Source organism: Paractinoplanes lichenicola (assembly GCF_016785085.1).
Lineage (GTDB): Bacteria > Actinomycetota > Actinomycetes > Mycobacteriales > Micromonosporaceae > Actinoplanes > Actinoplanes lichenicola.
The window spans coordinates 312,278-336,657 of sequence record NZ_JAENHO010000009.1 but is presented as its reverse complement, the minus strand read 5'-3'; the positions used below and the strand labels follow the sequence as shown (position 1 = coordinate 336,657).

Annotated in this window: 23 protein-coding genes and 1 pseudogene; 15 read left to right on the top strand and 9 right to left on the bottom strand. The window is 70.1% G+C overall.

What is annotated here, in order from left to right; genetic code table 11:
• Nucleotides 1-62 precede the first annotated feature (62 nt).
• The 4 genes from JKJ07_RS31335 to JKJ07_RS31320 are packed head-to-tail and all read left to right on the top strand — an operon-like array spanning nucleotide 63 to nucleotide 5,419.
• The gene (locus tag JKJ07_RS31335; RefSeq protein WP_202995469.1) at nucleotides 63-1,280 is read left to right on the top strand and encodes an ROK family transcriptional regulator; all 1,218 of its coding nucleotides are present in this window, start codon (nucleotides 63-65) and stop codon (nucleotides 1,278-1,280) included.
• Between the two features lie 9 nt (nucleotides 1,281-1,289).
• On the top strand, nucleotides 1,290-2,933 hold the full coding sequence (locus JKJ07_RS31330) for a CocE/NonD family hydrolase (protein ID WP_202995468.1): 1,644 nt from the start codon (nucleotides 1,290-1,292) through the stop codon (nucleotides 2,931-2,933).
• A gap of 51 nt (nucleotides 2,934-2,984) precedes the next feature.
• The gene (locus JKJ07_RS31325) at nucleotides 2,985-3,722 is read left to right on the top strand and encodes a hypothetical protein (RefSeq protein ID WP_202995467.1); all 738 of its coding nucleotides are present in this window, start codon (nucleotides 2,985-2,987) and stop codon (nucleotides 3,720-3,722) included.
• A complete protein-coding gene (locus JKJ07_RS31320) occupies nucleotides 3,719-5,419 on the top strand; it encodes a vWA domain-containing protein (protein ID WP_202995466.1) in 1,701 nt (566 codons plus the stop codon). Before JKJ07_RS31325 ends, JKJ07_RS31320 begins: the two co-directional genes overlap by 4 nt.
• Here JKJ07_RS31320 and JKJ07_RS31315 read toward each other — a convergent pair.
• The 3 genes from JKJ07_RS31315 to JKJ07_RS31305 are packed head-to-tail and all read right to left on the bottom strand — an operon-like array spanning nucleotide 5,399 to nucleotide 7,478.
• Entirely contained in the window at nucleotides 5,399-6,016 is a 618-nt protein-coding gene (locus JKJ07_RS31315; protein ID WP_202995465.1) for an SDR family NAD(P)-dependent oxidoreductase, read from the bottom strand. The genes JKJ07_RS31320 and JKJ07_RS31315 overlap by 21 nt on opposite strands.
• Nucleotides 6,013-7,059, bottom strand: a complete 1,047-nt coding sequence (locus JKJ07_RS31310; protein ID WP_202995464.1) for an NAD(P)-dependent alcohol dehydrogenase — start codon at nucleotides 7,057-7,059, stop codon at nucleotides 6,013-6,015. Before JKJ07_RS31310 ends, JKJ07_RS31315 begins: the two co-directional genes overlap by 4 nt.
• A 20-nt stretch (nucleotides 7,060-7,079) precedes the next feature.
• Nucleotides 7,080-7,478 carry a (R)-mandelonitrile lyase gene (locus tag JKJ07_RS31305; RefSeq protein ID WP_202995463.1) on the bottom strand — a complete coding sequence of 133 codons (399 nt, stop codon included), beginning with the start codon at nucleotides 7,476-7,478 and terminating at the stop codon, nucleotides 7,080-7,082.
• Between the two features lie 101 nt (nucleotides 7,479-7,579).
• Here JKJ07_RS31305 and JKJ07_RS31300 point away from each other — a divergent pair, with 101 nt between their 5' ends.
• Nucleotides 7,580-8,467 (top strand): helix-turn-helix transcriptional regulator, encoded by an 888-nt coding sequence (locus JKJ07_RS31300; protein ID WP_202995462.1) that lies wholly within the window; start codon nucleotides 7,580-7,582, stop codon nucleotides 8,465-8,467.
• A gap of 165 nt (nucleotides 8,468-8,632) precedes the next feature.
• Here the strand turns inward: JKJ07_RS31300 and JKJ07_RS31295 are convergent, their stop codons facing one another.
• Nucleotides 8,633-10,141: an MFS transporter gene (locus tag JKJ07_RS31295; RefSeq protein ID WP_202995461.1), complete on the bottom strand. Its 1,509-nt coding sequence runs from the start codon at nucleotides 10,139-10,141 to the stop codon at nucleotides 8,633-8,635.
• A gap of 187 nt (nucleotides 10,142-10,328) precedes the next feature.
• Here JKJ07_RS31295 and JKJ07_RS31290 point away from each other — a divergent pair, with 187 nt between their 5' ends.
• Both JKJ07_RS31290 and JKJ07_RS31285 read left to right on the top strand, forming a co-directional pair.
• Complete coding sequence (locus JKJ07_RS31290; RefSeq protein WP_307834493.1) at nucleotides 10,329-10,919, top strand: TetR/AcrR family transcriptional regulator; 591 nt, start codon at nucleotides 10,329-10,331, stop codon at nucleotides 10,917-10,919.
• 41 nt (nucleotides 10,920-10,960) lie between these two features.
• Nucleotides 10,961-11,770, top strand: a pseudogene (locus JKJ07_RS31285) (SDR family oxidoreductase); the annotation flags it as partial.
• A gap of 435 nt (nucleotides 11,771-12,205) precedes the next feature.
• Here JKJ07_RS31285 and JKJ07_RS31275 read toward each other — a convergent pair.
• Nucleotides 12,206-13,387 (bottom strand): alpha-amylase family glycosyl hydrolase, encoded by a 1,182-nt coding sequence (locus tag JKJ07_RS31275; protein ID WP_307834492.1) that lies wholly within the window; start codon nucleotides 13,385-13,387, stop codon nucleotides 12,206-12,208.
• Nucleotides 13,388-13,496: 109 nt separating this feature from the next.
• On the opposite strand from JKJ07_RS31275, the gene JKJ07_RS31270 reads away from it, so the two are divergent.
• The 6 genes from JKJ07_RS31270 (at nucleotide 13,497) to JKJ07_RS31245 (ending at nucleotide 18,419) form a co-directional block, all read left to right on the top strand.
• Nucleotides 13,497-14,366 carry an RNA polymerase sigma-70 factor gene (locus tag JKJ07_RS31270; RefSeq protein ID WP_202995458.1) on the top strand — a complete coding sequence of 290 codons (870 nt, stop codon included), beginning with the start codon at nucleotides 13,497-13,499 and terminating at the stop codon, nucleotides 14,364-14,366.
• A gap of 56 nt (nucleotides 14,367-14,422) precedes the next feature.
• Nucleotides 14,423-15,787, top strand: coding sequence for an NAD(P)/FAD-dependent oxidoreductase (locus tag JKJ07_RS31265; RefSeq protein ID WP_202995457.1), 1,365 nt, complete (start codon nucleotides 14,423-14,425; stop codon nucleotides 15,785-15,787).
• A gap of 864 nt (nucleotides 15,788-16,651) precedes the next feature.
• Entirely contained in the window at nucleotides 16,652-17,272 is a 621-nt protein-coding gene (locus JKJ07_RS31260) for an SDR family NAD(P)-dependent oxidoreductase (protein WP_307834491.1), read from the top strand.
• 4 nt (nucleotides 17,273-17,276) lie between these two features.
• The gene (locus tag JKJ07_RS51300; protein WP_202995455.1) at nucleotides 17,277-17,570 is read left to right on the top strand and encodes an MmyB family transcriptional regulator; all 294 of its coding nucleotides are present in this window, start codon (nucleotides 17,277-17,279) and stop codon (nucleotides 17,568-17,570) included.
• 4 nt (nucleotides 17,571-17,574) lie between these two features.
• Nucleotides 17,575-17,976, top strand: coding sequence for a hypothetical protein (locus tag JKJ07_RS31250; RefSeq protein WP_202995454.1), 402 nt, complete (start codon nucleotides 17,575-17,577; stop codon nucleotides 17,974-17,976).
• Nucleotides 17,973-18,419 (top strand): DUF7919 family protein, encoded by a 447-nt coding sequence (locus tag JKJ07_RS31245; protein WP_202995453.1) that lies wholly within the window; start codon nucleotides 17,973-17,975, stop codon nucleotides 18,417-18,419. The genes JKJ07_RS31250 and JKJ07_RS31245 overlap by 4 nt, the downstream gene beginning before the upstream one ends.
• A 6-nt stretch (nucleotides 18,420-18,425) precedes the next feature.
• On the opposite strand, the gene JKJ07_RS31240 is transcribed toward JKJ07_RS31245, so the two are convergent.
• From JKJ07_RS31240 to JKJ07_RS31225, 4 genes are all read right to left on the bottom strand, one after another.
• Complete coding sequence (locus JKJ07_RS31240; protein WP_202995452.1) at nucleotides 18,426-18,812, bottom strand: DUF3592 domain-containing protein; 387 nt, start codon at nucleotides 18,810-18,812, stop codon at nucleotides 18,426-18,428.
• A gap of 98 nt (nucleotides 18,813-18,910) precedes the next feature.
• Nucleotides 18,911-19,651: an SDR family oxidoreductase gene (locus JKJ07_RS31235; RefSeq protein ID WP_202995451.1), complete on the bottom strand. Its 741-nt coding sequence runs from the start codon at nucleotides 19,649-19,651 to the stop codon at nucleotides 18,911-18,913.
• Between the two features lie 71 nt (nucleotides 19,652-19,722).
• Entirely contained in the window at nucleotides 19,723-20,475 is a 753-nt protein-coding gene (locus JKJ07_RS31230; protein WP_202995450.1) for an NYN domain-containing protein, read from the bottom strand.
• 80 nt (nucleotides 20,476-20,555) lie between these two features.
• The gene (locus JKJ07_RS31225) at nucleotides 20,556-22,157 is read right to left on the bottom strand and encodes a DHA2 family efflux MFS transporter permease subunit (protein WP_202995449.1); all 1,602 of its coding nucleotides are present in this window, start codon (nucleotides 22,155-22,157) and stop codon (nucleotides 20,556-20,558) included.
• A gap of 128 nt (nucleotides 22,158-22,285) precedes the next feature.
• Between JKJ07_RS31225 and JKJ07_RS31220 the strand changes: the two genes are divergently transcribed.
• Both JKJ07_RS31220 and eccB read left to right on the top strand, forming a co-directional pair.
• On the top strand, nucleotides 22,286-22,780 hold the full coding sequence (locus tag JKJ07_RS31220) for a MarR family winged helix-turn-helix transcriptional regulator (RefSeq protein WP_202995448.1): 495 nt from the start codon (nucleotides 22,286-22,288) through the stop codon (nucleotides 22,778-22,780).
• Between the two features lie 184 nt (nucleotides 22,781-22,964).
• Nucleotides 22,965-24,380, top strand: coding sequence for a type VII secretion protein EccB (gene eccB / locus JKJ07_RS31215; RefSeq protein WP_202995447.1), 1,416 nt, complete (start codon nucleotides 22,965-22,967; stop codon nucleotides 24,378-24,380).

Here is a 24,380-nt window from a genome sequence, read left to right as displayed (position 1 = left end):
TTTCCTATAGGTCCAGTGGATCTTCTAGGATGTGACGCGATCGATGCCTGGGGAGGAACCGGATGGAACGACGCGGCTCGAACCTCCCGCGCGTCGGCGACTACAACCAGCTCCTGGTGCTCGACCTCGTCCGCCGGCACGGCAGCATCAGCCGCGTCGAGCTGTCGGAGCGCACCGGCCTCTCCGGTCAGACGGTCTCCAACATCTGCCGCCGCCTCGTCGCGGCCGGGCTGATCGAGCCGGCCGGGCGGGCCGAGGCCGACACCGGGGCCCGGCGCACGATGTTTCGCATCGTCGCCCGCGGGCAGTTCTCGATCGGCCTGCACATCGACCCCGCCCGGATGACCCTGGTGCTGCTCAACCTGGCCGGCGAGGTCGAGGAGCGCGCGTCGCTGGTGACCCCGTCCGGCGACGGCCCCGAAGACCTGCTGCGGGCCGTCGTCGACGCGGTGGCCGGTCTGGCCGCCCGCCGCTCCGACATCGCGCCGCGCCTGGTCGGTCTGGGCGTCTCCACTCCCGGGCCGATCCTGGCCGACGCCGTGATCGGGCCGCCCAACCTGCGCGGCTGGGGTGTCGTGCGGCTGCGGGCCGAGCTCGAAAGCCGCACCGGCCTGCCGGTGGTGCTCGAGAAGGACACCATCGCCGCCGCCACCGGCGAGCTGTGGGTCAGCGGGGGCTCGCTCAACGACTTCGCGGTCATCTATCTCGGCACCGGAATCGGCGCCGGAATCGTGCTCGGCGGCGAGGTGGTGCGCGGCTCCTCGGACAACCTCGGCGAGATCGGCCACCTCAGCGGCGACCCCGACGGCCCGCGCTGCCCCTGCGGCGGCCGGGGCTGCATCGCGATCACCTGCGCGCCCGTCCACCTGGTGACCGAGGCCGCCGGGCAGGGCCTCCTGCCCCCGGTGCCGCCCGACGACCACCTCGGCATCGAGACCGCGCTGGCCCGGCTGTGTGCGCTGGCCGACGACGGCGACCCGGCGGCCCTGGCGATCGTCGAGAAGTCGGCCCGCGGCATCGGCCGGATCGCCGCCAACCTGGCCAACGTGCTCGACCTCGACACGATCATCCTCGGCGGGCCCAACTGGCCCGCGCTGTCCCGCACCTACCTGCGGGTCGCGCCACCGATCCCGGCCTCCCTGCTCACGGTGAGCGACGTGCACACGGTCGAGGTGCGCGGCACCACACTGAACGAGGACGGCGGCGCGATCGGCGCGGCGTCGCTGGTCATGTCGTCGATGGTGTCGGCCCGCTCCGAGCGGCTGCTGCTTCCGCGTTAAGGTCGGATCATGGTGCTCACCAGGCTGGCCGGACTGATCGCGGACAAGGCGCTCGGCCTGCCCACCAAGGCGGTCCCGTACGAGGTACGCAAGGACGTCGCGGTGCCGATGCCCGACGGCGTCACGCTGCTGGCGAACCACTACCGGCCCAGCGGTCACGACGAGCCGCTGCCCGTGGTGCTCATCCGGGTGCCGTACGGGCGGGCCGGCGCGTTCGGGCAGCTGTTCGCGGCGCCCCTGGCCCGGCGCGGGTTCCAGGTGTTCATGCAGGCCACGCGGGGCACGTTCGGCTCCGGTGGGCAGTTCCGGCCGTTCACCAGCGAGCGCGACGACGGCCTGGCCACCGTCGAGTGGCTGCGCAAGCAGTCGTGGTGCGACGGCCGCATCGCCATGGCCGGCGGCAGCTATTTCGGACACACCCAGTGGGCCGTCGCGCCGTACGCGGAACCGCCCCTGACCTGCGTGATGCCGCACATCACGTCGGCCAACATGACCGACCGGCTGTTCTACGAGCACGGCGTCCCGCAGATTCACACGGCGCTGAGCTGGTCGGCCACGATCGGCCGGCAGGAGCGGCCGGGCCTGCTCAGCAGCCTGCCCGACCCGCGCGACCGGGCCCGGGTCAACCGGGCGCTCGAGCGGCTGCCCCTGCAGGCAGTCGACGTGCAGGTGGCGGGCGCGCCGGTGCCCTTCTGGCGGGATTTCGTGGCGCACGCCGAGCCGGGCGACACGTTCTGGTCGCAGGCCGACCACGACGCCGGCTACGACCGGATGCCGCCGGTCAGCACGGTCACCGGCTGGTGGGACCTGTTCGTGGCGGGCAACCTGGCCGACTACACGGCGCTGCGGGCGGCCGGGGTCGAGGCGCGGCTGGTGGTCGGGCCGTGGATCCACGGGGAGCCGGGCGAGCTGCGGATGGTCGCGCAGACCGACGCGGTGTGGCTCGAGCATCACCTCAACGGCGGTCCGGCGCCTTCCGGAAAACCGGTGCGGGTCTATCTGCAACAGGCGAACCGCTGGCTCGAATTCGACAATTGGCCACCCCCGGACGTACGGGAAACGCTTTTGCATCTCGGCCGAGGGTCGCGACTGGTGACCCGGCCGGAGGTCGATGCCGAGCCCAGTCGGTTCACTTATGACCCGGCCGATCCGACCCCGACCGTCGGCGGTCCGCTGCTGTCACCACCCGGCAAGCAGGCCGACAACGCAATCGTCGAACAGCGCGACGACGTGCTGGTCTTCACGGGCCCGGCGCTCACGGGCGATCTCGACATCGCCGGTCCGGTCAGCGCGACCATTCACGTGCGCACTTCGATCCCGTACGCGGATGTGTTCGTCCGCCTGTGCGATGTGGACCGCAACGGCGTGTCCCGCAATGTCGTCGACGGCATTCAGCGCCTCGACCCGCGCACGTCGGCGGAGCCGGGGCCGGACGGCATTCGCACCGTCCACGTCGAACTGTTCCCGACCGCCTATCGGTTCCGCACCGGCCATCGGCTGCGGGTGCAGGTCAGTGGCGGGGCGTTCCCCCGATATGCCCGCAACATGGGCACGCCGGAGCCGTTCGGGACCGCCGTGGAGGGCGTGAGCTGCGACTTCGAGGTGTTGCACGATAGTGATCACCCGTCGCACGTAGCGGTGCACGCGCTGTAGCAAACGCGCCCTAAGATTGACCTCCACGCATTCGTGGAGGGGGCACGTGCGTTGCAGAGTTTCATCGACACCGTCGGGACGTGGTTCGGGGCCATTGTGGTCGGTGTCCTTACGGCAGCGGGCGGGACGCTTTACCAATACTTCCGTAAGCCGAGCTCGGACAAGGTCATCGTTTACCTCGGCCAGACCGGCCCGGACACCGCCGGATATCGCACGGCGGCCCAGAACCGCCTCGCCGGGAAGCCGGGCGTCGAGGTGGTGACGGGACCGGGCCCGCTCGGCCAGGGCAAGGAACCGGACCTGTTCGTCGGCGTTTACGGCGATCGGAACGAGCCTGCCGCTGCGGCGGAGTTCGACGCCGTTCCGCTGGCCCCGGACGGGCGCCGTCAGCTGTGGATGCTCGAGTTGGGCAAGCCCTATGAGACCCCCAGCCGGCTGGCGGCCGACTCTCCGGACGACGCCGACTCGTGGACGCGGTTCCGCGACAAAGTGCAGCTCAAGAATCCGGATCTGCTGCCCAGCACCTGCGAGAAATTCGCCGACCAGGTCGTCGCCGAGGTCGACAAGGCCTGGCAGGCGAAGTTTCCCGCCAAGGCCGGCCTGAATCCGCTCGATCCGCTGGCGTTCCTGACCGGGGGCGCGGTGGCGGTCGCGGCGGCGATCATTTACGCGATCTGGACCGGCGGCGTGGGCGACTGGGGCGCCGCCTCACTGATCTTGCTGCTGGCAGTGGGGTCCGGTGTGGCCGGCTACCTCTTCCAAGTCGTCTTCCGATGGGCCCTGCGATGACCAAGGATCTCGGGAGGGCCAACCGCATCCTCACCACCGCGCTCAGCTTCGTGCTGGGCTGCGCGGTCGCGTTCGGCCTGGGCGCGTTCTTCCTGCCCTCCGGCGACAAGTGCCACGGCACCGACCTCGAGGTCTGGTCGTCGACCGAGCCCGGCCTGGCCCGCGCCGACACCACTGCCGGCTTCGGCCAGCTGCAGGAGGCGGCCAAGACGTACGGCTGCATCCGCGTCGTGCCGCTCAGCTCGGGTTTCGCGCAGCAGCGGATCGCGGCCTCCCTCGAGTCCGGCGGGGCCGACCAGCCGGACGTCTGGCTGCCCACCCATTCGTTCTGGAATTCGCTGCTGGACCGGGACGACCGCTACGACGACAGCCTCGGCTCCTTCACGACCAGCAAAATGCGGCTCTACGTCAAGTTCGGCACCCCGCTGGCCTCGGCGCTCAGCGGCTCGGGCTCGGTCGCCTGGCGCGACCTGGCCACGCGGGCCTCGGCGGGCCAGCTCGACCTGGTCAAGGAGAACGCGCTCAACTCCACGTCGGGCGCGATGGCCACGATCCTGGCCTTCGAGGCGGCCGCCGGTGGCGACAGCGGGATCTCGGCCGACGACGTACGGGCGGGCAAGCTCGACACCTACGCCGCGCCGCTGGAGCGCTCGGTCGCGTCGTACCCGGGTGAGATCGTCGAGTTCCTGTCCTCGTTCAAGCCGCCGATCGACACCGCCGCCCTGCCCAACGCCATGATCGTCGAGGAGGCCGTCTACGAGGGCTTCCCCGGCCTCACCCAGCACTACCGCGGGGTGGAGCTGGCCGGGCCGAACCCGACGCTCGACCATCCGTTCCTCAAGCGGCCCGAGCTCGACAAGAACAAGGCAGACCTGGCCGACGCGTTTCACAAGACGTTGATGACCAGCACATGGCAGGACAGGCTGGACAAGGCCGGCTTCGAGTCCACCGACGACCACGCGCTGACCCGGCGCGACGGCGCGGTCGTCGAGGCCATCCTGGAGCGCTGGCGCGAGACGCTGCGCAAACGGATCAGCCTGGCCATCACGCTCGACCAGTCGGGCTCCACCGAACCGCACAAACGGCAGCTGGCCGGGGCGATGACGGCCGCCCTGCGCAGCCTGTCGGCGACCGACCGGGTGGCGTTCTACGGGTTCCCCGGCGCGGCGGGCGCGGTCTACGAGCCGTTGTCCGGCGGTTTCGCCGACCCGACCCAGCTCACCGTGCCGAACGTGCCCAACCGGGGCGGCAGCAGTCCCGTGATCGAATCCGTGCGTGAGACCGCCGACCTCGTACGGGATCAGGTGGGCGCCAACGCCGACAACCCGCGCAAGCAGGCCGTCATTGTCTTCACCGACGGCGAGCAGGCCGGGGCCGGCAGCACCCGCGAGCAGCAGCGCGACACCGAACGCATCCGCAGCTACCGCGACGCCGGGGTGCAGGTGTTCTTCGTGCTGGTCGGCCAGAAGCCGCTGTGCGCGATCGACCGCATCTACAGCACGCTGCCCTCGGACTGCCGCAACTCGGGCAACCGGCCGGCCAAGCTCGACCAGGACGAGCGGCGCTGGGTCTACTGCATCGCCGACCGCCCGGACTGCCCCACTCCCCTGCCCTCGCAGCAGGGCAAGTCGGACGAGGAGCACATCCGGGCGATCGTGAAGCAGATCTTCGACCAGCTAGGCGGCGCTCCCATCTGAGAACGTCCGGAACTCGCCGTCGGTCGTGTGCAGCTGCCACAGCTGCTCGGCCAGCCCGTCGGTGTCCTCCGGCCGGATGGCGCCCGGGATGATCAGCTGGGCGACCCGGATCCCGTCGGCGCCCAGGGTGTCGTGCAACATCTTCCCGTACGCCCCCTCGCCCGCGAACGCGATCGAGGTGCCCGCGACCTTGGGGTTGGGCCGGGCGCCGCTGCCGCCGTTGACGAACAGGATCGAGCCGCGGCCCAGCTCGCGCATGCCGGGCAGCACCGTGTTCACGGCCGCCATCGGGCCCAGCACCGAGAACTCGACGGCCGCACGCACGTCGTCGGCAGTGGTGTCCGCGACCGGCTTGAGGAAGTCGCGGTGCGGGATCGGGCTGTACTGCAGCACCTCGATCGGCCCGAGCTCGTCGGCCGCCCGCGTCAACGCCGCGGTCAGGGCTTCGGAGTCCCGTACGTCGGCCGGGTAGCCCTTCCCGCCGAGCTTGCCGGGGTTGCGCGAGATGAGCGCGACCTCGAAGCCGGCCGTGCCGAACCGGCGCGCGACTGCCGCTCCCAGCCCTGGCCCGGCCCCGACGATGGCGATGGTGGTCATGACTTCAGCGTCTCGATGTCGATGACGAAGCGGTAGCGCACGTCGGACTTGAGCACCCGCTCGTACGCGTCGTTCACCGCGTCGGCCCCGATCACCTCGACCTGCGGGGCGATGCCACGCTCGGCGCAGAAGTCGAGCATCTCCTGCGTCTCGCCGATGCTGCCGATGCTGGACCCGGCGAACGTACGGCGGTTGCCGAACAGCGCGAACACCGGCACCGCGAGCGGCTCCGGCGGGGCGCCCACGCTGACCAGGGTGCCGTCGAGGCGCAGCAGGCCCAGGTAGGCGGCCATGTCGATCGGCGCGCTGACCGTGTTGATGATCAGGTCGAAGCTGTTCTTGAGCGCCTCGAACGTGGCCGGGTCGCTGGTCGCGTAGTAATTCCCGGCGCCGAAGGTGAGGCCGTCGTCCTTCTTGCCGAGCGTCTGCGACAGCACGGTCACGTCGGCGCCCATGGCTACGGCGATCTTGACAGCCATGTGCCCGAGGCCACCCATGCCGACCACCGCGACCTTGGTGCCCGGCCCGGCCTTCCAGTGGGCGAGCGGCGAATAGGTGGTGATGCCCGCGCACAGCAGGGGCGCCGCGGCCTCGTACGGGATGGTCTCGGGAACCCGCAGCACGAAGTCCTCGTCGACGACGACGTGCGTCGAGTAGCCGCCCTGGGTGATCGTGCCGTCCCGGTCGACGGCGGCGTAGGTGCCCGTGTTGCCGTTGAGGCAGTACTGCTCCTGCCCGGCCCGGCAGTTGTCGCACTCGCGGCACGAGTTGACCATGCAGCCGACCCCCACCCGGTCGCCCACGGCGTGCTTGCTGACCTCGGACCCGACCTCGGTGACCTCGCCGACGATCTCGTGGCCGACGGTGAGCGGGTACGCCACCTGGCCCCACTCGCCGCGCACGGTGTGGATGTCGGAGTGGCAGATGCCGGCGTACCGGATCTCGATGAGCACGTCCTTCGGCCCGACGTCACGGCGCTCGACGGTGGTGCGGACCAGCGGCTCGGTGGCCGAGGGCGCGGCAATGGCGTTGACGGTAAGCATTTTCGGTTTCTCTCCGTTGTCTAGCGGGCGTTGTAGGTCTCGTCGCTCACCGGTTCGAGCCAGGCGGTCTCGGGCGTGCCGTCGCCGGGCCCCTCCCACAGGGCGAGGTGCTCCATGAACCGGTCGGCGGTGGCGCCGTGCCAGTGATCCTCGCCGGGCGGGCACGACACGGTCTGGCCGGGCTGCACCTCCAGCACGATGCCGTCGCGCGTGCCGACCAGGGCGACCCCCGACACGACGTGCAGGGTCTGACCGAGCACGTGGTTGTGCCAATGCGTGCGGGCGCCCGGCGCGAAGCGGACCAGGTTGAGCCGTGACCTCGACGGCGGCTGCCCCGCGTGGATGACATCCCACCAGACGTCCCCGGTGAACCACTCGGCCGGGGCCTTGCTGGTCTGCTGCGGTTTCACGATCTCCATGGCCACAGCACACTCTTTCCCCCGTACGCGAGGAAGTCACCGGCGATGGGTGTACCACCAGTACATCCCACGGCGGGGTGACGCGTCGTACCGTCGGAGAAGTGGACAACCGAGCCGAAGTGCGTGACTTCCTGACCACCCGCCGCGCGAAGATCTCGCCCGAGCGGGCCGGGGTGCCGTCGGCCGGGCCGCGGCGGGTGCCGGGGCTGCGGCGCAGCGAGGTGGCGGCGCTGGCCGGGATGAGCGTGGAGTATTACGCGAAGCTCGAGCGCGGGGCGCTGGCCGGGGCGTCCTCCGGGGTGCTCGACGCGATAGCCCGGGCGCTGCAGCTCGACGACGCCGAAAGAGCCCACCTCGTACGCCTGGCCCAGGCCGCCAACGGCAGCAACGCGCTGCTCAAACCGAGCCGCCGCCCGAAGCCGCAGGCGACGCGGCCCAGCCTGCAGTGGTCGCTCGACGCGATCACCAGCCCGGCCATCGTGGTCAACCTGCAGCAGGATCTGATCGCGGCGAACCTGCTGGGCCGGGCCATGTACGCCGACGTCTACGCCGGGGCGCCCAATCTGGGCCGGTTCACGTTCCTCGACAGCGCCGCGCACCGGTTCTATCCCGACTGGGAGCTGGCGGCCGACATGCTGGTGGCCAACCTGCGTACGGCGGCCGGCAAAGATCCGCGCAACAAGGCGCTGCACGATCTGGTGGGCGAGCTGTCCACCCGCAGCGACGACTTCCGGCGGCGGTGGGGCGCCCACAACGTGCGGATCCACGGCACGGGCGTCAAACACTTCCGGCATCACGTGGTGGGCGATCTCGAGCTGGCGTACGAGAGCATGGATCTGCGGGCCGAGCCGGAGCTGACCCTGACCATCTTCTCGGCCGAGCCGGGCTCTCCTAGCGCGCACAACTTGGCCCTGCTGGCCTCATGGGCCGCCACCGACGAGGTCGCGCACCCGGAAGACGCCGAAGGGCCGCGCTCACCTCTGCGGTGAACGCGGCCCTGACGGATCTTCACAGTCCCCAACCAGCCCTAACCCGCCCTACCAAGGGGGACCCCCACCCAACTCCCATCCTGCCAGCTGAGGGCGATCTTTGCGGGGTGGCCTGTGGACAACCTCGGACTGTGGATAACGCTCGGACGGTCGAGCCGTTGTGCTTCAGCCCCGGCTGTGCGAGTGGGGCAGGTGCAGCTCGGCGGGCTCGGGCGGCAGGTCGTCGACGCCGTGGGAGACGGCCTCCTCGTGGCGGCGGTGCGCCGAGGGCAGGGCGAGCGCGGCCCCGATGGCGAGCACGGCCACGGCGGCGCAGACCCAGAAGCCGACCGTGAACGCGTCGTCGGTGGGCAGGCCCTGCGGCGTGGTGTTCGAGGTGATCACGGCGGCGACCACCGCGGTGCCGATGGAGCTGCCGATCGTACGGGCAATGGTGTTGACGCTTGTGGCCTCTCCGGTCTGGGTCGCCGGGACGGCCTCGATGATCGCGTTGGACATGGCCGCGAAGGCGAACCCGATGCCCGCACCGGTGAGGATGCCGGACAGCAGCACCTGCCAGATCTCGCCGTGGGCCAGTGCCGGCAGGGCGAAGGCGACGACCACGAACACGGCGCCGAGGAACATGGGCAGCTTGGGCCCGAACTTGCGGTTCAGGATGCCGGCCAGCGGGCCGAACAGCACCATCATGACCACGGTGGGCAGCAGGAACAGCCCGGCCTGCGAGACCGACTTGCCGAAGCCGTAGCCGGTCTCCGCGGGCAGCTGGATCAGCGTCGGGACCAGCAGGAACGTGCCGAACATGGCGAAACCGAGGATGAGCGCGACCAGGTCGGTGGCCCACACGCCGCGGACCTTCATCAGGCGCATGTCGATCAGCGGCTCGCGCACCTTGAGCTCGACGAGGACGAACACGATCAGGCCGACGACACCCAGCGCCAGCAGCCCGATGGTCTTGGCGTCGCCCCAGCCCCAGGCCTGCCCCTTGCTGATCGCCAGCAGCAGCCCGACCAGCGACACCGACAGGATCGTGGCGCCGACGACGTCGAGCTTGCCCGGCGTGCGCACCGGGGACTCCTTCATGCCGAAGATCGCGCCGATCAGGGCGATGACGACGAGGGCCAGCGGCAGCCAGAACAGCCAGTGCCACGACAGGTGCTCGACGATCGGGCCGGCCGCGACGATGCCGATGCCGGCGCCGATGCCGAAGATCGCCGAGATCAGGCCGACCGTGGTGGCGACCCGCTCGCGGGGCAGCTCGTCGCGGATGATGCCGATCGACAGCGGCAGGATCGCGCCCGCCGCACCCTGCAGCACGCGGCCGACGATGAGCACGGCCAGGTTGGGCGCGAGCGCGGCGACGACGGTGCCGACGGCCAGGATGGCCAGCACGATGATGAGGATCTTGCGCTTGCCGGCCATGTCGCCGAGGCGGCCCAGGATCGGCGTGAGCACCGAGGCCGACAGCAGGTAGGCGGTGACGATCCAGCTGACGTCGGCGGTCGAGACCTGCAGGTCGCGCCCGATCGTGGCCAGGGCCGGCGAGACGAGCGACTGCAACACCGCGAAGGCGAGGCCGCCCAGGGCCAGATAGAGCACGAGCAGGCCGCCGCCGGGGCGCTTGCCCTCGGTCGGCAATGAGGCGGCGGGGCCGCTCTCGTCGATGGTGTGGGTCATGTCGTCCCCGAGGCTGGAAGTAAATGCTTGCTTACTTATGCCATTAGACCCACCTCGTGGCCTCAAGTCAACAATTGCTTACGTCACACCACCGCAAAGTCAATGCATGTTTACATCGCGTTGCGGTCGCGTTACGCTCCCCCGACCACTACTTAGACAGGGCTCCAAGCAACGGGAGGTTCGACCGGTGGCAGCCACCCCCCGGCGGCGCGACGCGGCCCAGACCCGTCAGCTCCTGCTCGACACGGCCCGCCACCACTTCGCGCGCCACGGCTTCGCCACCACCACGGTCCGCGACATCGCCGACGGCGCCGGGGTCAACGTCGCCCTGATCAACCGCTACTTCGCCTCGAAGGAGGGCCTGTTCGAGGCGTGCCTGACCAGCGCCGTGACCGACCTCAAGCAGGACGCGGACCGCTCCTCCTCCCCCGCCGACATCGCCGCCACGATGGCCCACCGGATCGCCGGCTCGGCCGACGACCCCCGCGTGCACGAGGCGCTGCTGCTGCTCGTCCGCTCCTCCGGCGACGAGCGCACAGACGAGATGCGCCGCAGCCTGCTGCACTCGATCAGCCGCCGCCTGGCCACCGCCACCAACCCGTCGGTGCGGGAACCGGACGACGCCGCCGTGCTCCGCGCCCAGATCCTGCTCGGCGCCGTCCTCGGCACCACCATGCTGCGCGCCTCGATCGCCGTGCCTCCGCTGTCGACCGCCGGCGAGGAGCAGATCGCCGACGCCCTCTCCGATCTGGTCAAGGCACTACTACCCGCCCCCTGAGTCCCCGTTTTTTGTCAGACCCCGGTGCCAGGATCTCGGGCATGACCGCATCGACAGTCGCGCTCGTGGCCGGGGCGACCCGGGCCTCGGGCCGGGCCATCGCCGTCGAGCTGGGCGCGCTCGGCGCCACCGTCTATGTCACCGGCCGGTCGAGCCGGGTCGCGGGCCGCTCCGAGATGGATCGGCCCGAGACCATCGAGCAGACCGCCGAGGCCGTCGACGCGGCCGGGGGCAAAGGCCTTGCCGTACGGGTTGATCACAGCGTCCCGGCCGAGGTCGCAACGCTCGCCGAGCGAATAGCGGGCGAGCAGGGCCGGCTCGACGTGCTGGTCAACAACGTGTGGGGCGGTGACATGTTCACCGAATGGGGCAAGCCGATCTGGGAGCACTCGGTCGAGCGCGGCCTGCGCATGCTGCACCAGGGCGTCGACACCCACCTGATCACCAGCCATCACGCGCTGCCCCTGCTGATCCGGCGGCCGGGCGGGCTGGTCGTCGAGATGACCGACGGCAAGGCGATCGACGGAGAGTATCGCGAATCGGTCTACTACGACCTGGTCAAGGTCTCGGTGATCCGGCTCGCCCAGGCCCAGGCGGCCGAGCTGCGCCCGCACGGGGCCGCCGCCGTGGCGGTCACTCCGGGGTGGCTGCGGTCGGAGCGCATGCTCGACAAGTACGGCGTCACCGAAGAGACATGGCAGTCGGCGGAGACCGAGCATTTCGGCATCACCGAGTCTCCGCGCTTCGTCGGCCGGGGCGTGGCCGCGCTGGCCGCCGACCCGGCTCGGGCGCGCTTCACCGGCCAGACCCTGTCCAGCATCGAGCTGGCCCTCGAATACGGCCTGACCGACGTCGACGGCAGCCGCCCCGACTTCCCGCGCTACTTCAGGGAGGTGATGGCCCCCGGGCCGCCCCGCAAATGCCGACGGATACCGGTGACGACCTCGTACGCTCGATGGTGCTGGTTCGCGGTTCGTTCAAACGCGAGGTCGGCGAGTCACCGATGCGGTTCAAGAGCCGCCGAGCAGCGGAAAGCCGGACACCAACCGCCCGGTCAGGGCGGCCACGGCCATCGCGTGGAAGCCCGGATAGTGGCTGGCCGGCGTGCCGATGTCGGGATGCGAATCGATCCAGACGATCGCCAGGTCGTCGCCGTAGCGCTCGGCCAGCGCGGCGAAGGGGGCCACGCTGGCCCCGGCGGGCCGTGTCGAACGGGAACTCGGGGGCCAGTTCGCGCACGCTGGACGAGCCGGCGCCCTGCCACTGGGGAAACACCAGCCGCAGGTTCACCATGTCAGCACCGACCAGCCGTGGGCGGGCACCAGCGCGGGCTCGCCGGCCGGCTCGGAGGATTCGAGCACCTGCGCGCCCGGCGCGATGTCGGGGAAGCGGTATTCGTCGTCGCCCACGTTGAGCAGCAGAGTGAGCGAACCTGTCCGTAACGCCACCGCGGTGTTCGTCAGGTGCGTCGCGGTCGTCGGGGAGTGCGCGATGCCGGGGTTCCGGCGCCGGAGCCCGATCAGGGTCTCGTACAGGCGATAGGTGGGCCAGCCGAGCGGGGAGAGCGAGTCGCGGCTGTCGGGAAAGGCGGGACGGATCTCGTCGTCGCCGCCCTCGCGTTCCTCCTTCACGCCGCGGAACGCCTGCTCGTCGCCGTAGTAGATGCTCGGGACGCCGGCCACCGTGCACAGGATCGCGATCGCGTGGCCGAGGTGACGCGGGTCGTCGAGCTTGCTGGCGATCCTCGTCACGTCGTGGTTGCCGAGGAAGGTCATCGGCAGCCCGGCCGGCAGCAGTTCCGCGTGCCGTTCGAGGGCCCAGGCCAGCTCGAAGAAGTTGCCGTCGTTGAGGCTGCTCCAGATGGCCTTCCACAGCTCGTACTGGGTGAGCGCGTCGAGACCGGAATCGCGCAGGATCGCGCGATAGTCGCCATGAATGACCTCGCCGACGAACCACGCGTCCGGGTGTTTCGGGCGCACGCGGTCGAGCGCGGCCTTCCAGAACGCCGGATCCACCGCGTATGCCGCGTCGAGCCGCCACCCGTCGGCCCCGCGCTCCAGCCAGTGGTCCATCACCCGTACGACGTGGTCGAGCACCTCCGGCTGCGTGTGGTCGAGCTCGCGCAGACTGCTGTGGCCCTCGAAATCGCCGCCGGTGAACCAGTGCGCCGGGGCCTGAAAACCGCGGCCCACATGGTTGAAAACACCATCGAGCAGCACCCGTACGCCCTTTTTCCGTGCCGCCGCGATCAACGCGTCGAAGTCGGCGTCGTCCCCGAGCCGCGGGTCGATGCGGAAGTGGTCGACCGTGTCGTAGCCGTGCGACTCGGAGGCGAAGATGGGGCCGAGCTGCAGCCCGTTGGCGCCCAGCTCGACCTCGTAGTCGAGCCAGCCGGTGATCTTCGTCAGGCGGCCGAAGCCGAGCGGATAGACGTGCCACCAGATGGCGTGCTCGATCCAGGAATTCACCCAGGCGACCATACCCGCCCGGCCGGGAACGGAATCGCACCGACGAGGCGTGCGTCACTGGCTTTCTGGTGATCGCAAAGACAGGATGAGACTGCCGGAAGGGGGCGGAATGGGTCTGGGCGATCTGAACGAGGCGGCGAGGGTCTTCACTGAGGTGCGGCCGCGCCTTTTCGGGATCGCCTATCGCATGCTCGGCAGCGCCACCGAGGCCGAGGATCTGGTGCAGGACGTGTGGCTGCGCTGGCAGGGTTACGACCGCGAGACCGTGGAGAATCCGGGCGCTTTCCTGGCCACGACCACCACCCGCCTCGCCATCAACCAGCTTCAATCGGCCCGCGTACGCCGGGAGACGTACATCGGTCCGTGGCTGCCCGAGCCCGTGGACACCAGCGCCGATCCCTATCTGGGCGCGGAAACCGGCAACGCCCTCGAATTCGCGGTCCTCATGCTCCTGGAGAAGCTGACCCCTACCGAACGAGCCGCCTACGTGCTGCGGGAGGCGTTCGATTACCCGTACGGGCAGATCGCGGAGATTCTGCAGAGCAACGAACCGGCCGTACGGCAATGGGTCTCGCGGGCCCGGAAACACGTGACCGGGGAACGCAAAGCGCCCGTGTCGGTCTCGGCCCAGCGGGAATTGCTCGCCACTTTCATCACGGCCGCCCGCTCGGGAGATCTGGCCGGGCTCGAGAAATTGTTCGCCGCCGAGGTGGCCAGCATCACCGACGGCAACGGGGCCAAGCACGCCGCCCGCCGAATCGTCATCGGCGCGAACAAAGTCGCTCGTTTCATCGCCGGGTTCTCGTCGTTCTGGTGGGACGGCATCGAGCCGCGCTTCGTCGTCGTCAACGGCCGGCCCGCCGCGGTGCTGCAGACCGGCGACGAGATCAAGGCGGTGCTGACGCTCACCGCCTCCGACGACGGCATCGACCAGCTGCTGTGGATCATGAACCAGGAAAAAGTCGCCGCGTTCCGCTGAGAAGCTGTCACAAAATCGCCGCCCATCCTGTCCTAGTCAGTGAACAGGGAGGCACAGTGCGAACGATCTTGGTGGTTGGCGGGGGTTATGCGGGCTTCTACACGGCTTGGGGCTTGGAGAAGAAGCTCCGCCGGGGCGAGGCCCGGGTCATCGTGGTCGACCCGCGGCCGTACATGACTTATCAGCCTTTCCTGCCCGAGGTGGTAGCCGGTTCGGTCGAGGCGCGGCATGCCGCCGTGTCGCTGCGGCGTCACCTGCGGACGACGGAATTGGTGAACGGCAGCGTGGCAAAGATCGACCATGCCCACCGTACGGTCGTCGTGCGGCCCGCCGTGGGCGAGGAATTCGAGATCCCGTACGACATCCTGGTCGTCACGGCGGGGGCGGTGACCCGCAAACTCGCCATTCCCGGCGTGGCCGAAAGCGCGATCGGGATGAAGCACGTGGAGGAGGCCGTCGCCATTCGCGACCGGCTGCTGACCGCGTTCGACCAGGCCGCCGTGCTGCCGCCGTCTGCCGCCCGGCGCCGTTTGCTGACCGTCACCTTTGTCGGGGGCGGATTCTCGGGTGTCGAGGGCTTCGGCGAATTGCTGTCGCTGGCCCAGTCGCTGGTCAAGAAGTATCCGGCGCTGTCGGCCGACGAACTGCAGTTCCACCTCGTCGAGGCGCGCGACCGCATTCTGCCCGAAGTGACCGACGAACCCGGCCGCTGGGTGGTGAGCCATCTGCGGCGGCGCGGCGGAAACGTGCACCTGAATGCGCAACTTCGCTCGGCCGTGGACGGTCACGTCGTTTTGTCGACCGGCGAGGAGTGGGATTCGGAGCTCATCGTGTGGACGGCCGGCAACGGCGCCAACCCGCTGGTCCACAACCACACCGACCTGCCCATCGACGCGCGCGGCCAGGTCACCGTACGGGCTGATCTGCGCATCGGGACGGACGAGGCCCCGGTCGCCGACGCGTGGGCCGCGGGCGACGACGCCGCCGTGCCCGACCTGGCGATCAACCAGCCCGGAACGGCGACGGTGCCGAACGCGCAACACGCCGTGCGCCAGGGGCGGCTGCTGGCCAAGAACATCGTCGCCGTGCTGCGTGGCCGCGAGCCCAAGCCGTACGTCCACCACAGCCTCGGCACCGTGGCGACGCTGGGCCTGGGCCGCGGCATCTTCCAATGGCACCGCATCGTCATCAAGGGCTTCCCGGCATGGCTCATGCACCGCGGCTATCACGTCCTGGCCGTACCCACCTGGGAGCGCAAGATCCGCGTCGCCGCGGTCTGGGCAACAGCCCTGTTCTTCGGCCGCGACATAGTCTCCCTAGCCTCAGTCCAACACCCCCGCCAAGCCTTCGAAACCGGCGGCGAGGTAGCCACATCCTCACCCCCTTCTCCGGATCGGACGCTGGCTGGCGGACGCGGCTGACCGTTGCTGAACGTCGATGCACCCCGTCCGCCGCCTCGCGGACGCCTGCGCCCTGACCGACCTCGCCGCGATTAAGGCCTGCCTGGCCGCCGACGTAGTAGCCCTGTGCGACGGCGGCGGCCTGGTGCCCGTCCCGGCGACCCCAGCGTTGGGCGCCGCAGAGGTCGCGCAGCTGCTCCTCGGAATCCTGACGCCGCCTCCTACGTGGCCTCGAAGGCGACACGGTGACGAGTCGGGGGCTGCCGGCCGCCCCGTGCCGACGGTGGCGAGCGTGAACGGAAGGCCGGGTCTCGTGGTGCGCTCGCCAGAGGGGACGGCCCTCGCCGTCGTCGCCGCCGTCTACTCCCCCGCCGGGATCACCACACTCTGGATCGTCCTCAACCCAAACAAGCTAACCAACTGGCACCGACACTAACTTCGCGCTGGAGTGCAGCCGCCGCCTGCCGTCCCTTGCTGCCCCCGCTTCCTCGCGTCCTCTCCCCGAGCACCCCATTCCAGCCGCTCTCATCCCCGCACCCTCTGCCGCGCCGCTCACATCGTTGCGACCCTCTGCCGTGCCGCTCATAAATCCCCACCGCCTCATCCCCGCTGCCCCTGCCCTGTCACTCGCATCGCCCGCGCCCTCTGCCCCGCCGCTCACCTCCTCGCCACCCTCACCCCGGCCGCCCAATGCGACGCCGCTTCACCCCGTCCCGCGTGGGCGGCGAGGAAGACGCGACCGACGTCATCGACTCCAGGGGATGCTTGTCCGGCCGGAGGCTTGTATTGGCAGGCCATGGTTGTAGCGGCTGCGGCGAGCCACCGTGGGGTCGAAGTTGCGGCCCGGCCGTCGTCGGGGCGTTCGATCGGGCCAAGGAGCACAAAGTGAACGACAAACTGGCGATCGTGACCGGGGCGAGCAGTGGCGTCGGGCTCGGCCTGGCCACTCGGCTTGCCGCCGCGGGTGTCGAGCTGATCCTGCCGGTCCGGGATGCCGCCAAGCGTTCGGCCGCCGTGGCGACGATAAAGGCCGAGGTGCCGTCGGCCCGGGTGCGGACGGCCGAGCTCGACCTGGCCTCGCTGAAATCGGTAGCCGCCTTTGCCGCGACGGTTGAGCGGCCGGTGCACATTCTGGTCAACAATGCGGGTGTGATGGCCCCGCCGGTCCGGCATGTCACTGCCGACTGTTTGGAGCTGCAGTTCGGCACCACCCTGACCGGCCTGTACGCGGCGGGCCCGAACCTGGGCCGCAGCAAGCCGGCCCGGTTGGCGGCCGTCACGGCGTTCTTCGCGCGTTTGGGCATCTTCGTGCAAGGTGTCGACCAGGGCCTCCGGCCAACCCTGTACGCGGCGACCGACCCGTCGGCGCGGGGCGGCCGGCTGTACGGGCCGGACGGTTTCGGCCAGTTCACCGGCGGGCCGGCCGAACTCGCGCTCTACCGCCCCGCCCGCTCGCTCCCGGACGCGGCCCGGCTCTGGGACGTCTCCGCCGAGCTGGTGGCCTGACCCGATGGACCGCGCCCGGCTGGCCGCCTACCTCCGTACGCGCCGTGAGGCCGTGCAACCCGAGGACGTGGGACTCCCCCGGGGCCGGCGCCGACGCGCCCCCGGCCACCCGGTGGCCGGCCCGTACTGCGGATCGCTCGCCTTCGAGCATCCCGTAGTGGGCCGGTTGCAGCTGGACTGCCAGCGACTGCTCGATCCCGACCAGTCGCAGGAATTTGTCGTCTACACGGCCGCGCTCGGAACGGAAAGCGCCGAGAAGCTGCACCGGCTGGCCGCGGATGGCGCTTTGCTACGTTGATCGCGTGCCGGTGCCGAAGCTGATCCCGATCGCCTACGAACCCGACTATCGAACGGACACGATCGGCCGTTACGACGACGGGCTGTTCCTCGCGTCCGGCTGGGATCAGCACATCTACGTGCACCTGTTCACGCCCGAAGGTGTCCACCGCCGCTCGATCGTCCAGCGGGTCAGCAGCCGTACGGCGATGGATTCGGAACTCGACACGCTGCTCGCCGACCTGCCCGGCAAGGTCTACGGCGACATCGCGGTCGAGCTGTTCGAGACCCACCACGACGGCATCCTGTTCGGCCTGGTCGACGAGTCCGGCGACCGCGCGGGCGACGGGGTCCACGTCGACTGGGCCGAGCTCTATCCCGACCGGCTTGGCTTCCACGCGCCCTGGGACGGGCTGTACGACACATGACCCACTTCGAGGAGCTCAGCCCTTACTCGTACGGGGAACTCGAAAGCCTCAGAATCGCCGACGAGTGGATCGAATATCGGCCGCGCCACGAGCGGATCAATGTGGGCTGGCTGGACGCCCCGCACGAGTTCGCGACCGGGACGACGCCGGACTGGTTTGCGGACGCGCTGCTCGATGTCATTGCGGGGATTCAGGTCAACGCGACGCGCGTCTCGTCCCGACGGCATGCTTACTGCTGCTCATGCGGCCGGCGTCGTGCCTCTGGGCACGCCGAGATCAGGGTTCCGGACGGCGACGGGAAGATGTTCGCCGCGCCGACCCTCGTCTGGCCTTACGTGACGGCCCACCGCTATCGGCCGCCGGACGAGTTCGTCGAGGCGGTGCGGGCCTACGATCCGGCGTGGGCCGGCTCCTGGATTCCCGAGGACGCCGAACGGTCCTGACCGGCGTCAGTCGCGGAGGGCTGAGGCCAGGCCGGCTGCGGTGAAGCCCAGGCCCAGAATGATGTAGAAGAGCAGGCTGCGGACGTTTTCGCGGCGCTCGTCGAGGAATGCGCTGGCCGGGTCGCCGGTCAGGTAGCGCACGGTCACCGGCTCGCCGACGCCGATGGTGGGTTTCGCGGATGACAGGTTGCTCGTCAGCTGGCGTGGCGTGCCGAGGTCGTCGGTGTAGGCGACGATGACCGCGCGGCTCCCGCCCGGCTTGAGCTCATGCCCGGTCACCGTGCCGACGGACTGCCTGCCGTCGCTGCGCAGGCGGCGCAGGTGCAGCCATTCCCGTACGCCGCGGTAGAGGACGAACGCACCCACCAGGACGAGGATCACCGCGAGCACCATGCCGGTCATCTTCGGACACGGTCGCGCGCTCGTCGATAACGCGTTCGGACGCTTTCCGGCCGACGGGTAGTCGTCCCCGCCGGCCGGAACGCCGCCGGCTACTTCTGGGTGGCGAGCCATTCGCGGAACGTCGTCTTGGCGATCACGGCGTCGGCCGGGGCGGTCAGGACGCTGCCCGGCACGGCGGCGAACATGCCGGCCGCCGGGTCGACCACGACCTCGCGCGTGTCGCCCTGGGCCTGCAGCGCGATGCGGCCCAGCTCGTCGAGCGTGAACACCTCGGGGCCGCCCACATTGCGCACCCCACGCAGCGGTTCGCCCGCGCTGACCTGGGCCACGGCGCGAGCGATGTCGGCCGACGCGAGCGGCTGCACGGGCGTGGCCGGAAGCCGTACGGTGTGCTCGTCGGACGTCCACGACAGCACCGACTTCACGAACTCGAAGAACTGCGTCGCCCGCACGATCGACCACGGGATCGGGCCCGCCTTGAGCACGTCCTCCTGCAGCACCTTGGCCTGGTAGTAGTCGAGCGCGGGCACCTGGTCGACGCCGACGATCGACAGGATGACCGCGTGCCCGACCCCCTGACGCTGCGCCGCCGCCAGCATGTTGTCCATCGTCTGCTGGAAGAAGGCGGGCGACTTCTCGTCGAAGGTCGGCGAGTTCGTCAGGTTGACCACCACGTCGGCGCCCTTGAGCCCGTCGTCGAGCCCGTCACCGGTGAGCAGGTCGACCCCGTTCGACGGCGACAGCGGCTCGGCCTCGTGACCGTGCTCCCGCAACATGGTGACGACCTGCGACCCGACCAGTCCGGTCCCACCCAGCACGGCGATCTTCATCCCCATCACACCCTTCGCGTTCTGTCTCGGTCACCTGCTCAGACCGGGCAGCCCGCTCGGGTGTGACAGCGTTACGCGTCCTTCTTCGTACGGCGGCGCTTGTCGCGGACCTGGAACACGGCCTTCTTGCCCTGCCCGAGGTCGCGCCGTTCCAGGTCGAACAGGGTGATCGCGCCGATCAGGTCGCTCAGCTTGCTGTAGCCGTACGTGCGCGAGTCGAAATCCGGGCTCTGATTGGTGAGGATCTGCCCGACGTGCGAGAGCGTCGCCCAGCCGTCGTCGTCGGAGGCGGCCTCGACGGCGTTACGCAGCTGGTTGACCAGGGCCGAGTTGCTGCGCAGCTGCTCGGCCGCGCTCAGCTGCACCGGCTCCGGCGCGGTCGGCCCGGTCAGGTTCTCGGTGTAGATGAACTTGTCGCAGGCCGCCACGAACGACTTCGGCGTCTTGCGTTCACCGAAGCCGTACACGGTCAGCCCCGACTCCCGGATGCGCGACGCCAGCCGGGTGAAGTCGCTGTCGCTCGACAGGATGCAGAACCCGTCGAACCTTCCCGTGTAGAGCAGGTCCATCGCGTCGATGATCATGGCCGAGTCGGTCGAGTTCTTCCGATTCGTGTACGCGAACTGCTGCATCGGCTGGATCGACTGGGCGAGCAGCTCGTCCTTCCAGCCCTTCAGGTTCGGCCCGGTCCAATCCCCGTACGCCCGTTTGACGTGCGCGGTGCCGTACTTCGCGATCTCCGCCAGCAACGCCTCGATGATCCGCGACTGCGCGTTGTCGGCATCGATGAGCACCGCCAGCTTGGCGTCGTTGTCCGCTGCCACGTCCCGCTCCTCTTCCCGGTTTCCGGCCCCCGACAGCGTACGGCCGCCGCACACCCCGCGCCGGGTCAGCGGTTCGGTCGTCAATGCACCGGCTCGGCCTCCTGCGGGGCGGGCTCCTCGTCGCGGGTGCGGCGGGTGGCCGGGATGAGCAGGGTGGCGACCAGGCCGAGGAGCAGCAGGCCGGCGGCGATGGCCGAGCCCAGTGCGATGCCGTCGGCCATGGCTGTGCGGGCGGCGTCGGCGACCGTCGCGGTGGCGGGATCGGCGGCGAGCGGGGCGATCGCGGCGCCGGCGCTGTCCGTGACGGTGGCCGCGTAACGGTCGATCTGGTCGGCCGGGAACTGGCCGTTCGTCGTGAGCGTGTCCTTGACCTGGTTGCCGAGGGCGGAGAAGAAGATGGTGGTCAGCACGGCGATGCCGAGGGCGGAGCCGAGCTGGCGGAAGGTGGATTGGATGCCCGAGCCCTGGCCGGCCTCGGTGGGCGGCACATCGGCGAGCACGACGTTGGTGACCTGCGCGGTGGCGAAGCCGACGCCGATGCCGTAGACGAACATGGCGATCGCGATCGACCACCAGGGCGCGGAGGTGGTGGCCGCGACCACGGCGAGGGCGGCGAGCGCGGCGGCTTCCAGGGCGAGGCCGAGGCGCACGAAGCTGAGGGCGGACAGCTTCTCGGCCAGGCCGAAGCTCATGCCGTTGGCGACGAAGCTGCCGATGGCCAGGGGCACGAGGGCGGCGCCGGCCTGCAGCGAGGAGTAGCCGAGGGTGAACTGCAGCCAGAGCGGCAGGACGGCGACGATGCCGAACTCGCCGAGCCCGATGATCACGGTGGCGAGGTTGCCGTTGCGGAACGAGGCGATGCGGAACAGCCGGGTGTCCATGAGCGGCTGCCCGGACCGGCTGAGCCGGATCTGCCGCAGCACGAACAGCGTCAAGGTGACCGCCGCGACGATCAGGGCGAGGAACACCGGGGACAGACCGGCGACGTCGGCGCCCCGGATGCTCGTCACCCAGCCGTAGGTGCGGCCCTCGACCAGCCCGTACGCGAGTGCGCCGAGCCCGGCGACCGAAAGCAGCGCGCCGGGGACGTCGATGCGCCCGGCCGAGCGCGGCGACGGCGTGATGAACACGACAGTCAGGATGAAGATCAGCACCACGAGCGGGACGTTGATCCCGAACGCCCATCGCCAGCTGGCATGTTCGGCGAACCAGCCGCCGATGACCGGGCCGACGGCGGTGGCCGCGCCGATGGTCGACCCCCAGACGGCGTACGCCTGACCGCGTTCCTTGCCGCGGAAGGTCTGGTTGAGCAGCGACAGCGAGGTGGGCAGCAGCATCGCCCCGCCGACGCCCTGCAGGAACCGGGCCAGGATCAGCACCTCGCCGCTGGGCGCCAGCCCGGCGAGCAGGCTGGTGACGCCGAAGACGACGACGCCCACGGCGAACACCCGCCGGGCGCCGATCAGGTCGGCGACGCGGCCGAAGATCAGCAGCAGCGCCGCGAAGACGATGGCGTACGACTCCTGGATCCACTGCGCCTGCGTCGAGTTGATGCCGAGGTCCTCGATGACCGCCGGCGTGATCACGTTAACGATCGTGGTGTCGACCACGATCATCGCGACCCCGAGCGCGATCGCTACGAGCCCCAGCCACCTGCGGTAGCCGGCTTCTTCAACGGGCATGGCCGTCCCCCCAAGTTGGTTACACGATCAAACTATCACGCCATCAAACGGCTTTAACGACTGACGGTTCCACGTTGTGAGTATTTGACGGTGATACCTTTGGGACCACGACGTCGGCGGAGGTGGATGTGGCGGGCAACGCTCCGAGCGCGGGATCCGAGCAGCGCGATCGGTTGCTGGCGGCGCTGCGCAACCACGGCCTCGCGTACGGCGAGCTCGGCCGGCGGCTGGGTGTCGCGACCGGCCTGCACCAGAGCGACGCCAAGGCGCTGACCGAGATCCTCGAGGCCGAGGACCGCGGGGCGGCGCTGACCCAGTCCGAGCTCAGCCAGCGCATCGGCCTGACCGCGGGGGCGACCTCGTCGCTGCTCAACCGGCTCGAGGAGGCCGGCCACATCGTGCGGGTGCGCGACAGCGCCGACCGCCGCCTGGTCACCCTGCGCGCCACCCCGGGCGTCGACGCGCTGGTGAACGACTTCTTCGGGCCGCTCGCCGAGCGCATGGGCCGGATGATGGACGGCTATCCACCCGAACTGCTCGACGAGTTCACGCGCTTCGTCGACGAGGTCTGCACCACGATGAACGGCTACCTAAAAGACGTGTCGGCTCAGCGGCCGCAATAACGTGCTCGAGTTGCACCACGGCCGGAGCCCGCGCTACGGCCCGGCGGCTTCCGCAGGTCGCGAGGGACCTTGGGGACGGGCTTGCTGCTTTTGAGGGCGGCCACTCGCGTACGGGAAAGTGGTTGATCTTGAGACGGGGACGGCGGGGCGGTGGGGCATCGAACGGGGCCTCTACAGTGAGGCCATGCCCACGCGCCAGGATCAGCTCCACTCGTATCAGTACGCGATGCAGCGAGTGGTGGCGGCCCTGGTCAGCCGGGATCCGGATCCGGCGCGGTCGCCGATGCGCCGGGCGGGGACAACGGCGCTGGTCAGCCTGCTGATCGCCTCGCTCGCGGTGGGGGCCACGGCGATCTACGGGATTTTGACCGGCAACGGCAACACCGATCCGCGCGACTCGAGCGTGATCCTGCAGGAGAAGGGCACGGGCGCGCAGTTCGTGTATCTGAAGGCGGACAGCCGGCTGCATCCGGTGCTCAACTACACCTCGGGGCTGCTGCTGGCCGAGGGGTCACCGGCCGCGGTCAAGGGCATCTCGGCGCGCAAATTGTCCGATGTGCCGATCGGGCCGGCCCTGGGCATCGCGGGGGCGCCCGACTCTTTGCCGGAGAAGTCGGCGCTGCTCCCGGGCTCGTGGTCGGTGTGCACGCAGCGTGAGGACGCGGGGCTGCGCTCGACCGTGCTCGTCGGCACCGCGCCGGGCGGCGGGCGGCCGGCGAGCACGAAGCGGGAGGCGCTGCTGGTCAGCGAGCCGAACGGCCGGGTCTCGCTGGTCGACGGGAACCGCAAGTTCAGCATCCCGCCCGGCGCGGAGCGGCGCACCCAGAACGCGCTGGGCTACAACGCGCAGACGCCGTGGCCGGTCACCACGGCGTGGATCAACGCCATTCCGAGCGGGCCCGACCTGGTCGCGCCGCAGCTGCCGAATCCGAACGGCAACTCCCCCGTGGCGGGGCTCAAGGTCGGCCAAGTCATCACCGACGTGAACCAGACCCAGTTCGCGGTGTTGTTGTCCGACGGTGTCGCCGCGGTGACCCAGTTCCAGGCGATGCTGCTGCGGGCCGTTCAGGGGGCGCAGCCGCCGGTGCCGGTGAACAACTTCGTCGACCTGCGGGCCTCGCAGGCGCAGATCAGCGACGCCGGTCAGGCCGGCGCCCTCCCGGCGACCGTTCCGGCGCTGGCCGAGGGCACCCCGCAGCGGGCCTGCGTGACGCTGCCGATCCGCGACCAGGCCCGCGACGGGGTGCGGATCGACCCGGACATTCCGGAGGGCACGGCGATCCCGCAGTCGGAGACGCCGGGGCAGGTGCGCGCCAACTTCGTGCACGTGCCGCGGGGCAGCGGGGCCGTGGTCGGCTCGCTCCCCAACCCGGAGTCGCCGCAGCTGGGCACGGTCGGCGTCGTCACCGACACGGGCACGATGTTTCCGCTGGCCAACCCCGACCTGCTGACGAAGCTGGGCTACGGCAAGGTCAAGCCGGTGGCCGTGCCGAGCGAGATCGTCAGCCTGCTGGCACCGGGCCCGTCCCTCGACCCGGAGCAGGCCCAGCGCCCGGCCGCGCCGACACCCGCTCAGTCAGAAAGCCCGGCCGGTCAGTAG